Annotated in this window: 19 protein-coding genes; 15 read left to right on the forward strand and 4 right to left on the reverse strand. The window is 43.3% G+C overall.

Annotated features, from left to right (window positions below; genetic code table 11):
• Positions 1-232: 232 nt before the first annotated feature.
• From ACP45E_RS09280 to ACP45E_RS09300, 5 genes are all read left to right on the forward strand, one after another.
• Positions 233-1,180, forward strand: coding sequence for an alpha/beta fold hydrolase (locus ACP45E_RS09280; RefSeq protein WP_017034831.1), 948 nt, complete (start codon positions 233-235; stop codon positions 1,178-1,180).
• Positions 1,181-1,273: 93 nt separating this feature from the next.
• On the forward strand, positions 1,274-1,456 hold the full coding sequence (locus tag ACP45E_RS09285) for a hypothetical protein (protein ID WP_241824293.1): 183 nt from the start codon (positions 1,274-1,276) through the stop codon (positions 1,454-1,456).
• Positions 1,457-1,565: 109 nt separating this feature from the next.
• Positions 1,566-1,844 (forward strand): YdeI/OmpD-associated family protein, encoded by a 279-nt coding sequence (locus tag ACP45E_RS09290; RefSeq protein WP_241824292.1) that lies wholly within the window; start codon positions 1,566-1,568, stop codon positions 1,842-1,844.
• A complete protein-coding gene (locus tag ACP45E_RS09295; RefSeq protein WP_198927705.1) occupies positions 1,739-2,017 on the forward strand; it encodes a hypothetical protein in 279 nt (92 codons plus the stop codon). Before ACP45E_RS09290 ends, ACP45E_RS09295 begins: the two co-directional genes overlap by 106 nt.
• A 284-nt stretch (positions 2,018-2,301) precedes the next feature.
• Positions 2,302-3,798 carry a protein adenylyltransferase SelO gene (locus ACP45E_RS09300; RefSeq protein ID WP_017034834.1) on the forward strand — a complete coding sequence of 499 codons (1,497 nt, stop codon included), beginning with the start codon at positions 2,302-2,304 and terminating at the stop codon, positions 3,796-3,798.
• Between the two features lie 200 nt (positions 3,799-3,998).
• Here ACP45E_RS09300 and ectA read toward each other — a convergent pair whose 3' ends face one another.
• Together ectA and ACP45E_RS09310 are read right to left on the reverse strand one after the other, a co-directional pair.
• On the reverse strand, positions 3,999-4,553 hold the full coding sequence (gene ectA / locus ACP45E_RS09305) for a diaminobutyrate acetyltransferase (protein WP_017037540.1): 555 nt from the start codon (positions 4,551-4,553) through the stop codon (positions 3,999-4,001).
• Positions 4,554-4,782: 229 nt separating this feature from the next.
• Positions 4,783-5,685: a LysR family transcriptional regulator gene (locus ACP45E_RS09310; RefSeq protein WP_017034836.1), complete on the reverse strand. Its 903-nt coding sequence runs from the start codon at positions 5,683-5,685 to the stop codon at positions 4,783-4,785.
• Between the two features lie 195 nt (positions 5,686-5,880).
• Between ACP45E_RS09310 and ACP45E_RS09315 the strand changes: the two genes are divergently transcribed.
• Positions 5,881-7,884, forward strand: coding sequence for an alkyl/aryl-sulfatase (locus ACP45E_RS09315; protein WP_017034837.1), 2,004 nt, complete (start codon positions 5,881-5,883; stop codon positions 7,882-7,884).
• 232 nt (positions 7,885-8,116) lie between these two features.
• On the forward strand, positions 8,117-8,488 hold the full coding sequence (locus tag ACP45E_RS09320) for a hypothetical protein (RefSeq protein WP_017034838.1): 372 nt from the start codon (positions 8,117-8,119) through the stop codon (positions 8,486-8,488).
• Between the two features lie 113 nt (positions 8,489-8,601).
• Here ACP45E_RS09320 and ACP45E_RS09325 read toward each other — a convergent pair whose 3' ends face one another.
• Positions 8,602-9,441 carry an AraC family transcriptional regulator gene (locus ACP45E_RS09325; protein WP_017034839.1) on the reverse strand — a complete coding sequence of 280 codons (840 nt, stop codon included), beginning with the start codon at positions 9,439-9,441 and terminating at the stop codon, positions 8,602-8,604.
• Between the two features lie 82 nt (positions 9,442-9,523).
• Positions 9,524-10,117: a LysE family translocator gene (locus ACP45E_RS09330; protein WP_017034840.1), complete on the reverse strand. Its 594-nt coding sequence runs from the start codon at positions 10,115-10,117 to the stop codon at positions 9,524-9,526.
• Positions 10,118-10,328: 211 nt separating this feature from the next.
• Here ACP45E_RS09330 and ACP45E_RS09335 point away from each other — a divergent pair, with 211 nt between their 5' ends.
• The 8 genes from ACP45E_RS09335 to ACP45E_RS09370 form a co-directional block, all read left to right on the forward strand.
• Positions 10,329-10,985, forward strand: a complete 657-nt coding sequence (locus tag ACP45E_RS09335) for an LON peptidase substrate-binding domain-containing protein (protein ID WP_017037539.1) — start codon at positions 10,329-10,331, stop codon at positions 10,983-10,985.
• Positions 10,986-11,024: 39 nt separating this feature from the next.
• Entirely contained in the window at positions 11,025-11,660 is a 636-nt protein-coding gene (locus ACP45E_RS09340) for a sigma-70 family RNA polymerase sigma factor (RefSeq protein ID WP_017034842.1), read from the forward strand.
• A complete protein-coding gene (locus ACP45E_RS09345; RefSeq protein ID WP_017034843.1) occupies positions 11,653-12,387 on the forward strand; it encodes a ChrR family anti-sigma-E factor in 735 nt (244 codons plus the stop codon). Before ACP45E_RS09340 ends, ACP45E_RS09345 begins: the two co-directional genes overlap by 8 nt.
• A gap of 41 nt (positions 12,388-12,428) precedes the next feature.
• Positions 12,429-13,373, forward strand: a complete 945-nt coding sequence (locus ACP45E_RS09350) for a YbgA family protein (protein WP_026026552.1) — start codon at positions 12,429-12,431, stop codon at positions 13,371-13,373.
• Complete coding sequence (gene phrB / locus ACP45E_RS09355) at positions 13,370-14,794, forward strand: deoxyribodipyrimidine photo-lyase (RefSeq protein ID WP_017037537.1); 1,425 nt, start codon at positions 13,370-13,372, stop codon at positions 14,792-14,794. Before ACP45E_RS09350 ends, phrB begins: the two co-directional genes overlap by 4 nt.
• A gap of 42 nt (positions 14,795-14,836) precedes the next feature.
• Positions 14,837-15,268 carry a nuclear transport factor 2 family protein gene (locus tag ACP45E_RS09360; protein ID WP_017034846.1) on the forward strand — a complete coding sequence of 144 codons (432 nt, stop codon included), beginning with the start codon at positions 14,837-14,839 and terminating at the stop codon, positions 15,266-15,268.
• Entirely contained in the window at positions 15,268-15,984 is a 717-nt protein-coding gene (locus ACP45E_RS09365) for an SDR family NAD(P)-dependent oxidoreductase (RefSeq protein ID WP_017034847.1), read from the forward strand. The genes ACP45E_RS09360 and ACP45E_RS09365 overlap by 1 nt, the downstream gene beginning before the upstream one ends.
• A gap of 2 nt (positions 15,985-15,986) precedes the next feature.
• The coding region (locus ACP45E_RS09370; RefSeq protein WP_141707273.1) for an NAD(P)-binding protein at positions 15,987-16,065 on the forward strand (79 nt) is incomplete at its 3' end.

Here is a 16,065-nt window from a genome sequence, read left to right on the forward strand (position 1 = left end):
CATTACGGCGAAGGCTGCGCACGATTGCGTCTTGTCGTTGACGAACATTCATTTATAAATGGGCTCCAGTTAATGGTGTCAATATATGGCACCATTAACTTATATACTTAATCCAACGCGCCAGCAAGAAGATTACGACGCTGTAAAGTACATCCGTAAAGCTGGCAAAATTGCCATCCAAAAAGGAAGGGATGGCAACCTAAACATTCCCAATAGATGAAGGATAAATAAAATGTTTGATCCAACCGATTTCCCCAAATCCACTCTTATTCCAGTCAATGGTGTACAGCTCGAAGTCTTCGAAGCGGGTTTGCAAAATGTTGGAAATCCGATTGTACTTTGTCATGGGTGGCCAGAACATGCCTTTTCTTGGCGTTATCAGATACCCTCACTAGCGCAAGCAGGCTACCATGTTATCGTTCCAAACCAGAGGGGGTATGGGAAATCATCTCGCCCGATAGAAGTGACTGATTATGATATTGAGCATTTGTCGGGTGATCTCGTTGCACTCCTCGACCATTATGGATACGAAGATGCCACTTTTGTAGGACATGACTGGGGAGCAATGGTCGTCTGGGGTTTAACACTATTGCACCCAAATAGAGTGAGCAAGGTGATTAATCTGAGTTTACCGTATCAACCACGCGGAGAAGTCCCGTGGATCGAGTTCATGGAACAAATATTTGGACAAGACAACTATTTTGTCCACTTTAATAGACAGCCTGGAGTGGCAGACGCCATTTTGGATATAAACACGGCTCAGTTTCTTCGCAACCTTTATCGCAAAAACCTACCGATTGCTGAACCGAATCAGGGCATGGTAATGGTCAATATAGCTCAAAGCGAACAACCACACGGTGAGCCAATTATGAACGACAGCGAACTTAATGTTTTTATCTCTGCGTTTGAATTAACAGGGTTTACAGGGAGCATAAATTGGTATAGGAACCTCGACCGTAACTGGCGCTTATTAGCAAATGCACACCCTATAATTCATCAGCCAACACTAATGATTCATGGCGACCAAGATGTTATTCCACAGTTTAAATATTTGACTGATTTCGTTCCTCATGCCGAAGTAGTAAGCCTAAATTGTGGACACTGGATTCAACAAGAAAAACCGCAAGAAACAACCACCGCAATCTTAAATTGGTTAAAACAACAAGACGCTTGTTCTTAATAATTAACCTTCTAATCTGTACCAACCACCTCATATCGATGGTTGGTACTGCCATAAACATCAATGAACGAAATAGGCTTGATCAAGGAAAATATGGACAACGTCATCTTTTTTAAAACCGAAGAAGAGTTCCAGGACTGGCTAAGCGGTCATTATCGACAAACCACTGAAATTTGGGGTGGGGTACTTCAAAAAGAACACTGGCCGACAAAGTATCAGTTGGTCAGAGTCTGTCGACGCCGCACTTTGTTTCGGTTGGATAGATGGTATTCGTAAAACGGTGGACCAACATAGCTATAAGATCCGGTTTACACCGCGAAAGTTTAATAGTGTATGGAGCGCTATAAACGTACAAAAAGTCGATGCACTTAAGTCACTTGGCAAGATGCGGCCAGAAGGTCTACACGCATTTAATAACAGAGCCGACACTCAAGGATATTCTTCTCGACAAAGAAACGTGGCCCTTTTACAAGACTATAAAGAGCGAATAAAGGCAAACCAATCAGCTTGGTCAGTCTTCACTCGTTTGGCACCGTCCTATAAAAGAGATTCCATTTGGTGGGTAATGAGCGCGAAAAAAGAAGAAATTCGATTGAGAAGGCTCAGGGTTTTGATCGCGTCAGCCGAAGAAGGACTCAAGATTCCAATGTTGCGAAAAAAATGAAAGTCATGTACCTAGAATCACGTCGAGGTATGCATTTCAAAGTGGGAGAAGCCATCATTTCTGGCTCGTATTGTGGCATTGTTGAAGTAGGTTTCGGCACGCCAGCAACGGTTGATTATGAGGGTATTGGACGTTATCAAATAACGTTTACAGAGAAAAACTACCCCCTCTGACTACTTTACTCTGATTCTTCTAAGCAGTAGATCGCTCTTGAGGCTCCTGCTGCTTTCCAATCCAAAATTTGTTACATCGAGTCCTTAGCCCACCTTTTTATTCTACTAAATACTTAGTTTAATGGTCGAGATCAGTTATCAAATCCCCTCAGGATGCTTCCATCATCATAAAATCATCACAAATTTTACGGGTACTTTTTAATGCGATTATCGCAATAAAACGTGTAAGGTACACTAAATTGACGAAAGCTCATCTGAGATAATCACACATCAAGGAAGCGATAATGACTGCAAGAACCTCAGAAAAAAAGACAATTCATGCCCAATTCGATAACAGCTATGTGCGAGATCTGGAAGGCTTTTATCATCAACAAGGTGCTGAACACGCTCCCTCTCCCAAGCTTGTCGCGTTCAACTACGCGCTGGCAAAGTCACTCAATATCGATGTAACTCAAGCTGACGATGAACAATTAGCACAAGTTTTCTCTGGTCAACAGCGTTTAGAAGGATCAGACCCAATAGCTCAAGCGTATGCTGGTCATCAGTTCGGCCATTACAACCCGCAGCTTGGGGATGGACGCGCATTGCTGCTCGGAGAAGTTATTGACGTCAAAGGGCAACGAAAAGACATTCAACTCAAAGGCTCAGGGCGAACCCCTTACTCGCGATCAGGCGATGGTAAAGCAGCCATCGGCCCTGTGATCCGTGAATACTTAGCCGCGGAAGCGATGCATGCGCTTCACATTCCAACAACACGCGCACTCGCAGCGGTGACCACTGGCGAACAAATTTGGCGTGATCACATGGTAGATGGTGCAACGCTAACCCGCGTCGCCGCTAGCCATATTCGAGTGGGGACTTTTCAGTACTTTGCCGCTCAAGGTGATCCCAACGACGTAAAACGATTGGCTGACTATACGATTGAGCGTCATTACCCAGAAGTGAAAAATTCCGATTCACGTTATCTTGAACTACTCAAATCTGTCTGTGCGCGACAAGCTATCTTAGTGTCCAAGTGGCAGCTCGTTGGCTTCATTCATGGGGTGATGAACACAGACAACACCACCGTATCAGGGGAAACGATTGATTATGGGCCGTGTGCCTTTATGGACCACTACGATCCAAATACATTATTTAGTTCCATTGATGCAAATGGTCGATACGCATACAGCAATCAGCCTCAAATAGCGCAATGGAATTTAGCTCGATTTGCAGAAACGCTTTTACCGCTGCTTGCAGAAAGTGAAGAGGAAGCGGTAGAAATAGCCACTAATACGCTGCATGAGTTCATGAGTTTGTATAACCAATTATGGCTAGATGGCATGCGCACCAAGTTAGGCCTTACCAATCAAGAAGATGGCGATCTTACACTTGTGCAAGACACGCTGACCATGCTTCATGAACAACACATCGACTTTACTCTGTTTTTCCGATCATTATCATCTGCCCTCCTATCGAATGACAGCAGCACACTCACACTCTTTTCTGACGTAGAACGATGGGGAGAATGGAAAACAAAATGGCTTGCGAGAATAGAAAGAGAGGCAATAGCTGAAGGAGAAAGAGTCTCTTTGATGAACGCTCACAATCCCGTTTATATTCCTAGAAACCACAAGGTAGAGGAAGCATTATCGGCGGCTGAGCAACAAAACGACTTTCAGCCTTTTGAACGATTACTGTCAGTGCTAATGAATCCTTTTGAAGTACAGCCCGATTGTGAGGAATTTGAGCTCCCTGCACCGAGTGGTTTTGGCCCTTATCGAACGTTTTGCGGTACATAGAACGATCGGTACGGCACTGAAACGATCGGTAAAGACATCCAAATGCGTATTTTTAGTTAATGAGTAAACCACCCAATTAACTGAAAATACGCCATGTTCACTGGCCAATTCCGTCACACCCTCTATCTGTCTCCAATCAAATAAGAGTGTTCTTTTCTTTGATGTGCGTTCTTAGGGTCTCTACTGTAATAAGTCTCCGGCTATCTGCCTTTAGGTTGCAGTTCAATTAGCGGAATTTGGTACAGATACTCAGTATCCTGCTTTCCCTTAAAATGTGTCTTTTTTTCAAGGAACGTGCTGACTTCTCCACGCTCTCCATTGCTTTTATCCAGCTTTTGAAACACGGCCCACGAAGCATCATTTTTCTCAGTGATCGTCGTTTCAACCGAATTAATGCTGCTAAGATGATCTCGACTTAGCAATTCATCTAGCATGCTCGATGCCAGCCCTTTACCTCGAAATCTTGGCGCAACCGCCACTTGCCAAACAAATAATGTATTGGGCTCATCGGGTTTTCTATACGCCGACACAAACCCAGCGATATCATCATTGTACCGCGCGAGAACACATGTTTGGCTAAAATGCATAGATTGAAGAAAGTGACAATAAGATGAGTTAACGTCAAGAGGTGGACAAGCAGCAATCAGGTGAGAAACATCACTGCCATCTTCTACTGAAGGTTCAGAAAACGACCATTTCTTGCTCGTGTTTTTCTTTATTTCGGGATACGCCGCCCATAATGCTGATGCGATCATACGCAGTTACAACTCCTTTGAACTCTAAATGATCATTTCAGTAACCATCATCCTGATTGAGAGATATAAATCAAATAAATGGTGTTTAACAGTCCAATTACGTGACAGGGATCTACATAAATTCTATTATCGAACATCATTTTAATTAGAACTCTAATCTATTTTTATCTGGCGCTTGAAACGTACTTGGTTTAAGGATGATTTAGAAGTGCACACTGATGAACCGAAGCTACTGTGGATCCATTACGAGCGACGTTAACTTACTGCGAAGCCATATATGCGCTGGATGGTGTTCATTTCTCTTATGCCAAAACATATTGTGTACTACAGGTTTACTTTTTATTGGTGGTGTTAAGCTCTTGAGCCCCAACTTATTCGCGTATTTAGCCGCAAGACTGGTTGACGTTATACCGATACAATCACTTTCCGAGATAAGGCCCATCAACGAGACTAATGAGCTGCATTCACAGCTCACTTTTCGCTCCGACATCACTTCGTCTGAAATGTATTCCAACACCGTTAAGTCTTCACGGCGCAATTTAGACGTAATATGTTTCTCTTGATAAAACTGTTGCTTGGTAATCGAATCTTGAATGCGAGGATGATCTTCACGACAAATCAGCGCCGCTTCTTCTTGATACAAAAACTGGCTGTTATAAGATTGGCTCGGTAATTGACCAATATCGATGGCGAGATCCGCTTGCTGTAAGTTCAACTGCTGCAACAATTCATCTTCACTGTTTGGGGTGAGTTGGAATTGAATATCACAATTCCCCATATCGTCATCGTTTAGCGTTAATGGCAGCAACAAGTTCATCATTGACTCATTCACATGAACCAAAAACGACCGAGGTGTTTGCTTGTCGAACCCAGACACATTATTGATGGCATTTGTGACCGTGCTATAAGCGGGTGAAATTTGATTAGCCAGTTGTATTGCACTAAGCGTTGGAGATATTCCCCTTCCCTCACGAACAAACAGTTCAACACCCAATGTCTTTTGCAGTCGTTTTAATGCATAGCTCACGCCCGGTTGGGTCAAGCCGAGTGAATCAGCGGCCAATGTGATTGAACGTTGTTGGTACACCTCTAGAAAGATCCTCAATAAGTTGAAATCAAATCGCTGTTCCATACTGCCTCATTAATTAATATATATTCATCTATATAAATGTTAACACATACGATTTATTCATGTTTTATCTAAAGTTGTGTTTATTGGTTCTTATCATTGCTGGGCGTAATCTACAGATAACGTTTGAGGCCAGAGTCGCACTTTTCTTTACGCCTTAAACCCCACTGTTGATTACTTGTCATAAGAGAAACAAAAATGCGAAATACGACTCTAGCTATTGCTATCCTAAGTACGTTATCTTTAAATGTCTCTGCACAATCACACGATCACGAACACTTCGACGCGCTAGAAATGGCGCGCTATAAAGGTAAAGCAGCCACAGAACATACTGTTGAAGCGAACCGTGCATTGGCTAACCGTCTTCCATTTGAAGATCGCACCGCGTTTGAAGAGCAAAAACGAGGTCTTATCGCTTCTTTTGGCGATCACGATGCAGGATTAGCCCGTATTCCATTTATTGATTTCATGCAAAACGTCAACCCAGAGCAATACCCAGATACCGTTAACCCTTCTATTTTCCGCCAAGGGTTAATGAACTACCAAGCTCAGGGGTTGTACGAAGTCGTAGAGGGTGTCTACCAAATCCGTGGTAGTGACGTTTCAAACATTACCGTTTTTCGTACAGAAACAGGCTACGTATTAAATGATCCTGGCCTACTCGACGAGACGACTAAAGATGCATGGGAATTTGCAAAACTGCATCTTCCAGCTCCTCATACTATTCATGCCGTTATTTACTCTCACCCACACGGTGATCACTTTGGAGGCGTTCGAGGCCTAGAAGCTGACTTTGCTGATGATGTCAAAATCATCGCACCTGAGGGTTTTGTTTCTGCGCTTGCTGATGAGAATATGGTGGCAGGTAATGCAATGTCGCGCCGTACAGATTATCAATATGGTACAACTCTTGGTCTAAATGCTCGTGGCCAAGTGGACATGGCGATTGGTCTGACCAAAGGAACGAAAGGCGGCTTAACGCTGATCACGCCTAACGTTGAAATCACGGATAAAGTTGAGCAACATAAAATCGATGGTTTAACGTTCGAATTCACTAACGTACCAGGCGCAGAAGCACCAGTTGAAATCCTAACCTGGGTAGAAGAGTACAACACGCTATTTACTGGCGAACTGACTTACCACGGCATGCACAACATCTACACATTCCGCGGTGCAAAAGTACGTGACTCTCTAGCTTGGACTAAGTACCTGACTGAAATTAAACTTGCATACGGCGATCGTATCGAAGCATTGACGTCATCTCACTCGGCTCCTGTTTGGGACAATAAAGCGATCAATGAATACATCACGCTTCAACGTGACAACTATGGCTTCATTCACAACCAGTCGATGCGTTTAGCCAACAATGGCGTAACCATTAACGATGTAGGTCGTGAAATCGAGAAGATCATTCCAGAAGTTCAATTCAATACTTGGCACACCAACGGTTACCACGGTTCATACAGCCACAATGCACGTGCCGTTGTTAACCTGTATCTTGGTTACCACGACATGAACCCAGTCAATACAAACCCACTGACCACCATCGATAAATCATGTACGTACGTGGAAGCAGCTGGGGCGGAAACACTATACAGTGCTGGTATGGTTCACTTTGAAGCAGGCCGTTACCAACAATCTTCACAACTGTTTAATGACTTGGTTCAATGTGACCCAACGAATGAAACCTTCCGCAATGCACTAGCAGATAGCTTTGAACAACAAGGTTACCAATCAGAAACCATGGCATGGCGTAATAGCTACCTGCAAGGTGCGGTGGAACTGCGAACTAATGAAGTAAAAGATGGCGTGAATCAGATGTCAGCCGACATCATCGCAAACTCTCCTACGGCTAAAATCTTTGATATGTTTGCTGTGCGACTAAATTCGGTGAAAGCCATCGAAGCAGGCCTAGACTTCACGTTGACGACCGTTCACCCAGATACCAACGAGTTTTTCTACACTGAGGTATCAAATGGTAACATGACGACAGTGCAAACAGACAAGCAGCAGAGTGCCGATACAACCTTCTTCATTCATAAAGCGGATTTCTCTCAAGTGTTACTGCAGCAAACGACGCTAGGTCAACTGCTTGAGACAGGCATGGCAGGGTTCTCTGGAGAAGCGAAAAACGTACAGGCACTTCAAGGTGCAATGGAGCAGCCAAACCGTAAATTTGATATTCTTCCACTTATCAAGTAACACAACATAAACGTTAAAACGCCGCAGACTAAACCGTTTGCGGCGTTTTTATTGTTACGCCCAAAATGGATGTTTAACACACTCAGCTATCATCTACCGTTCGCATTTGCATAATTAAAATCACACTATGCCTAACTATTCTCTATATTTGTACCAAACTAGATGCCAAAACATGAACGACCGCGTAAACTGGATTCGTGATTAAATTCAAGCTAGATCAAGAGAATCAGTAATGACAACAAAAACGAAAACCATGGAAGTGCCTATCGCTATCGCTGATAGAGTTCAGGCTTTAATTGATTCATATGAAGCCAGTGAGAAATTTAAAGCTGAGCGTAAGTTAGTGGTGAACAACTTCCTATCTATGGATAAACTCAGTTGTGAAATGGCTGTTTACAGCTTGGCACAAGATGAATTACTCGACACGCTGAGATTTGTCTATGAGCTTTCAGGCACCAACAGTAAGTTCGTTAAGAACATCCTGACACAATCGAGAGAAAATCCGAAAAAGGTCTTATCCGACGCCCAAAGATCCTCTGCAAAAAGCCTGTTGTTTAACTTGATCAATGACCCTTCTGTCGTTTCTGCCATGAAAGAAATTTAACCATACGACGACTGCATATCGATAATTAAAAGCATGCTTGTCATGGGTTTGATCTTGAAATAGGAGGTCAAGCCCACAGCCACCTTACCTCTTAACATGCTCTTAACATTCTCTTAAGATGCGGGCTCATTGATAAAGTGAGACTGATAGAACTTAGGCGTTACCGCCAGCTTCTTTTTAAAATGACGCTGGAAGTGGGCCTGATCGGAAAACCCTAGCTGATACGCCACTTCAGAAATATTAAGACCCGATTTAAGCATACGTTTTGAACGCTTAATTTTTTCATCCATTAAATAAGCATGTGGCGGTAGACCATACTGGCCTTTAAATGCTCGCAATAACTGATAGCGGCTCAACCCTACTTCTTTAGCGAGTTCCTCTAATTGGATACTATGCTTCACTTCATCAAGCAGCTTTTCGCGAACCCGACCAAGGCTTGGGGTCAGTGGCTCTCGCTTAGATTGAATGGGGATTTTACTTAAACTCGACGCTAGAAAATCATACAAATAAGTTTGAATAGTCAATGGGCTTGATTCTGAATGTAACGCGCTAAATAGCCTTTGAAACTTGTTCTGTGCATACTCACTGCGTTCTAGATCATGCAAAAACGGCACATAGTCATTAAGATAGGCGTTATTGTCGTTACCTAGAATATCTTGTTGAAACTCACCCATTTTAAAGGCATCAACAAACAGCATGCAGTATGACCACGTTCCCGCTTCAGGGTTACACGAATGAACATCTGCAGGGTTTATCGTAACAATGTCTCCACTACCGATTTGATGCGTGTGACCTCGATTTTGATAGGTGGCATGGCCCTGTTGTATCAGGCCAAATGAGAATTCGTCATGTGAATGTGCTTGATAACAGGCTGTACTTCTATCAGCGATGCGCAGTTCAATCCATGGCAGCGTGGTACTTTGCTTAAAGTGAGCGCTGTTGTCTATTTTCATGATCAATCCATATCAACTATATTTATCTAGACTATTTATCTAAACGGTCTGATCTCTCAAGTTTAGCTCTAACGGCAAAACACTATAACCAAATCATAGCGACGGAAACGGCCAGCAAGACGGCCATTACCCTATTAAACTGACGTTGTTTGGTGGGATTTTCAAGTTTTTTGGCTAGAACTCGTCCAATAACCGCCCAAATACCCACGCCAATAAAACAGGCAAACAAGGAAACACTGGTAAACAAAAACAAAGAAAGTTGCGCATTGTCTTGACCAATCACATACAAACTCACGCCTGACATCGCAACCAACCACGCCTTAGGGTTTAGAATTTGGGTCAACGCGCCCGACCACCAGATCATCAAACTAGGGGATTCAATCTTCATATTGTCTGTTGGTGCTGTATAAATCTTTACCGCCAAATAGACTAAAAATACGCTGCCAGATAGCTTCATCATTACTTCGAGTTGAGGCAATAGAATCACAATTGATTGCATCACACTACCAGACACAAAAACAACAAACGCATAGGCAATGGAAGCCCCCGCAACATGTTTGAGCGCATCTTCTACACCCCGATTTATGGCGGTGCTCGTTGCCAGTAAGTTGACGGGACCTGGGGTCACAGAGCCGACGAATGCAAACACCACCATGGCAAAAAATACACTGTTCATGATTACTCTCCTTTGACTGAGAAAATAAACCATAAACCGGCAAGAGTATTGAACGTTATTGCACGGAAAGATTCATCCAGCAGCCTAAAGGTTCGCACCATTCGAGTGGCGGTAAATAGGTAATATCTAGAAACAAATATGATCGATCACCACCTCAGCGACGTAGTATCAGCATAAGTAAAAATGACTGATACGGAGGCGGAGAAACGTCATGAGCGATTCATGTTTAGCCCAACAAGGCACAAAATTAGATAACACAAGCACACGTTGGCTACCGGTTTTTCCACTTCCTATTTTTCTTCTCAGTGGCGGGATGCAACGGCTAAGAATTTTCGAACCCAAATATTTAAAAATGGTGTCCCAAGCCACTCAGAATGATGGTTTTATTATCGGCTTTTTTAAAAAAGACAATCCATTTTCAGTCGCTGAATGGGGAACCCATGTGAAAATCGTCAACTTTGACATGGGAGAAGATGGGGTCTTAACCATCGATGTTTTGGCGGAAAGTATGGTGAAGTTCGTCAATATCGATACACAGAGAGATGGCCTTGTGATCGCCGAATCTGAACCACTAGCGCACTGGTCATCAGATCAAGACACAACATCGATTGAGGATGACGATGTTGTTGGGCTATCGGACACATTGAAAAGTGTCTTTGACACCCACAATGAGTTCTCTGCCCTATATCAAACCCGTTACTTACGCTACTCTAAATGGGTGTGTGCTCGTTTGCTTGAAATCATTCCTCTCTCTTTGGAAGAGAAAGAAATGTTTATTCAAGATATTAGCTTCGCACAACTAAAAGAACTCCTAAGTTCAATGTGTGAAAAAAATCAAAAGAAAAGTGATCCTATCACTTCATCCTAACGTAATGTGTTTTAAATAATTAAGTAAGGGTGATTTCTAATGCATCGTATTGAAGGGAGTTCCGAACATAAACAGGGAGGAAACCCAATTACTAAGCCTAGTTCAGCAGCCCACGAAGATTTGTCATTGCACCTAGCTTCGGTCGCTCAAAACCAAGATAAAGAGGCTTTTACTCAGTTATTCGAATTCTTTGCGCCAAAAATAAAACGTTTTGGAATAAAGCAATATAGAGATGAACAACAAGCCAACGAACTCGTACAAGACACCATGACCAATGTTTGGAAAAAAGCACACCTATACGATAAATCCAAAGGCGCTGCCACAACTTGGGTTTACACCGTCATGAGAAATGCTTCCTTTGACCAGCTCAGAAAAAATAAAAACAACGCGGCTCAAAACTTGGGCGATGATATCTGGCCGTTGGAGCAAGAGTCTAGTGAGAGAGAGGTTGAATCACCGCCTTTTGCTGACCACTTAATGGACAAACGCATTCAAAGACTCGTTGATGAATTACCTGATGCTCAGAGAGTCGTACTCAAAGCGGTTTACTTTCAAGAATTATCACAAGAACAATTAGCGCAGCAGTTAGGAGTACCCATTGGTACCATAAAGTCACGTTTGCGACTTGCGCTAGAAAAAATCAGACAGAAGATGGGAGATCAACATTATGATTAAATACCACCCAAGTGACGCTCTGTTAGAAGAGTTTGTATCGGGGAAAATGGTGGCTTCTGTTGCTGTTATCGTTTCTAGCCATGTTGAAATGTGCCATGAATGCCAAGAAAAAGTCGCAAAACTTACCGAAAACGCCGCCATGTGTGCTTTTGGCGTGAGCGACCCATGGCTAGAAGGTGAACAGACACAAGTTGATCTGCGAAAAGGTGCCCAGTTTGAAAACAGTCGATTTGAGGATGAGTATCTTCCTGAGCAACAAACGTCAGCGATCGATTTAATTCAAAGCATCACCGATACTCCGCAAGCTCAACCGATGTCAATGCCAATAACAGTGACTGAAATAGAGGTGTCTGGGACACGAGTCTCATTACCGAACGCCATTCGCTCTCTTTCTTTGAATGAATGGCAAGGACTTGGCAAGATATCCAGGGCTCGATTAAACCTTGATGATGAAAAACGAAGAACAAGCCTATTACATATCGATAAAGGTGGACATGTTCCTTCTCATACGCACAGAGGCTTTGAAATAACCCTGTTACTCCAAGGTAGCTTTAAAGATGAAATGGACACCTACCATGCGGGGGACTTCATCTGGTTAGATGCAAAAAACACTCACACACCCACTACACAAGATGGCTGCGTGTGCTTAACTGTATCGAGTGATTCGTTACATTTCACCCAAGGGGTAAGTCAACTCTTTAACCCATTAGGGAAGCTCATTTACTAGTAAGCGCCACACTTTTATCAAAGGCGCTTTTCAAGGACAGTATGATGAAAAAATTACAAATAGGCATTAGTGCTTGCGTAACAGGACAAGAAGTTCGTTACGACAAAAGCCACAAACGCTCTTACTTCTGCATGGAAGAACTCAGTGAATTCGCAGATTTTAAGCCCGTTTGCCCTGAAGTCGCCGTCGGGTTGCCCATCCCTCGTCCTACGATAAGACAAATTTCCAAAGGCGACGTCATTACCGTTTCAAGACCTGACGGTACAAGTGATGTCACCGAAGCGTTAACTGAATTTGGTATCGCACACGCTAAGCAATCCCAGGATTTGTCTGGGTTTATCTTTTGTGCCAAAAGTCCAAGCTGTGGCATGGAAAGAGTCAAAGTTTATCAAGAAGATGGTAAAGGCTCAGAGATGACAGGCGTCGGTCTGTTTTCTAAGCAAATAATGGAAAATAACCCATTATTGCCTTGTGAAGAGAACGGGCGGTTGAACGATCCTGTGATTCGCGAAAACTTTATTACGCGCATTTTCACCTATCAAAAATGGTTAGATCTGAAAGAAAGCAAAATATCGCTCCACAAACTCATCACATTCCACAGTAATCACAAATATTTACTGATGAGTCACAACATTGAAAGCTATAAAGCACTCGGGCGCCTTCTGGCTGATCCGCAAGATCCTATCGAAACGGTCGCAGACCAATACATTGCCATGCTGATGGAAGCGTTGACCATTAAAGCCACCCGCAAGAGCCACGCCAACACGTTACAGCACTTACAAGGGTACTTTAAGAAACAACTGAACAAAGAAAAACGCAAAGAACTCAGTGATGAAATCGAAGCTTATCGCCAGGGCTTAACACCGTTACTGGTGCCGGTCACCTTGATAAAACACTATTTGCTCGAGTACCCGAATGAGTATCTGGCAAGTCAAGTGTATTTGGATCCACACCCTAAAGAACTCCGCTTGAGGTATGGATATTGAGCGCATTACTTTGGATCCGAAGAGACCTACGTATTCATGATAACCCTGCTCTTTGCGAAGCCATAAAACTAGGGGCCAAAACCGCTGTTTATATCTCCACTCCATTGCAATGGGAACAGCATAACTTAGCCCCGATACAAGCTGACTTTATTGAAAGACATCTCTGCGCCCTAGCCGAGCCTTTAGCAAAGCTAGGGATACAGCTTATACACCTACCCTCTACCGATTACCGTTCGCAAATTGACGTTCTCACTTCATATTGTGAAGAACAGGGTATTGATGCTGTGTGCGCAAATAGTGAGCCAGAGATCAATGAACTTGAACGAGACCAAAGTTTCAAACACCCACATATTGAATTAAAAATCTTCCATTGCGATACCATTTTACCTGTAGGCACGGTACTCAATAAGCAAGAGACCATGTTCAAAGTGTTTACCCCGTTTAAGAACGCATGGCTCAAGCGCGTGCAACTCACAGGCATTGGTTTCAATGAGATACCTCAGTCATCGACTCACCAGTTGGATCCTGAATTAGCATCAACCCAAACAAGTCGTGTCATTGTTCTTGATTACCCTAAGGTAGACTCATCCCGCTGGCCCCTGAGTGATGCAGTAATGCAGTCTGTGATACCACGATTTTTCGAGACTAAGCTGAACGATTACCAACAGAACCGCGACTACCCCGGAATAAAAGGGACCTCAGGCCTGTCTCCTTATCTCGCAATTGGGGCCATTAGCCCACGATGGCTCGCCATTCAACTGATTCAACATCAACCGGATATTGTTCACGATACCAACTTACCCGCTTTCAGTTGGCTCAATGAACTGATTTGGCGTGATTTTTATAAACATCTGTTGTTTCACTTTCCCAACCTAGCAAAAGGCGAAAGCTTCCAGGACAAATACAAGGGCATGGTGTGGCAACTCAACCACTCGCTCTTTTTAGCCTGGTGTGAAGGCAGAACAGGCTACCCTTTGGTGGATGCGGCGATGAAACAGTTAAACACCACTGGCTGGATGCACAATCGTTTAAGAATGGTCGTGGCCAGTTTTTTAACCAAACACTTGTTGATCGATTGGAGACAGGGCGAAAAATATTTCATGTCTAAATTAATTGATGGTGACCTCAGCGCTAATAACGGCGGCTGGCAGTGGGCTGCGAGCACAGGCTGCGATGCTCAACCCTACTTTAGAATTTTTAATCCCATCACGCAGAGTAAAAAGTTTGATCCAAATGGCGATTTTATTCGTAAGTATCTACCAGAATTGAACAATATTCCCAACAAAGACATTCATTTCCCTCATCAATATTTGGAAGTTAATGGCATTCGAGATACATATTGCTCTCCAATTGTTGACCACAAAGATGCGAGACAAAGGGCACTCGATTTTTTCAAACAACATCATTTGCTGACAGGCTAAATTCTTCAATGTCTGGCGGTAAACTACAGTAAGGCAGACAGTATGCAGCGCTCATTATGGTTACAAAAATTCATCGATGTATACCGTGAGTTAGGAACCGACAACCTTTCAACCCTTGCGAGTATCTATCACCCGAACGTGGTTTTTATTGACCCTCTCCACAAAGTTGAAGGTGTGCAAGACCTGATAGCCAGTTTCGATCGAAGCTACACCAATATCATCAGTTGTGAATTTCACATCAAGCATGCCTTTGAGTCTGAATCTGAAGCCGCTGTATATTGGACCATGACATTTCGCCACAAAAGCTTAAATAAACAAGAACCTATATCAGTCCAGGGACACTCTCACTTAAAATCAGACAACGATGTGGTGACTTTTCACCGAGACTACTTAGACGTTGGTGCGATGATTTATGAACATGTACCCCTGTTGGGTCCGGTGGTGAAAAAGTTAAAACATAGGGCGGGAAAATAATGCGTATATTAATCACGGGGGCGACTTCAGGAATAGGTAAAGAGCTCGCACTGAACTACGCTCAGGCAGGACATGACGTGATCGCCTGTGGCAGAAGCCAAGAAAAGCTTAATGTGCTCAATCAACAACACCCCAACATACAGCCGCTTTGCTTCGATTTAACCGATTATGATAACTACCCAAGTGACCAGGGCGTATGGGGAGCATTAGATCTGCTTATTTTTAATGCTGGTGACTGCGAATATATTGATGACCCTCTCAACTTTGATGCGAAAAAATTCGAACGGATCATCAATATCAACCTCATTTCTATTGGATATGGGCTTCAAACGTGGCTCAAATCACTTCAGTCAGGAGGCCGACTGGTGCTCGTGAGTTCAAGTGCTGGCCTTTTGCCATTGCCGAGAGCGGAAGCTTATGGATCCTCAAAAGCAGCCGTGACTTACTTAGGCAAAACGTTGTCTGCGCACCTGGCCCAACACGATATCAATGTTACAGTTGTTCATCCTGGTTTTGTCAAAACCCCACTCACCGACAAAAACACATTCCCTATGCCGATGATCGTCTCAACACAAGAGGCTGCACATAAAATTATCGATGGCATAGAGAAAGGGAAAGCTGACATCAGCTTCCCCACCCTGTTTATATTTATGATGAAATGTTTACGCTTTTTACCTTCATCACTTTGGAACCGAATTGCGACTAAAATGGGATAATTATGAAAAGGATAGCGATTATTGGCTCGGGAATTTCCGGCCTAACCTGTGCTTATTTACTCGATAAAAAAAACGATGTCA

Source organism: Vibrio genomosp. F10 str. 9ZD137 (assembly GCF_049974785.1).
Lineage (GTDB): Bacteria > Pseudomonadota > Gammaproteobacteria > Enterobacterales > Vibrionaceae > Vibrio.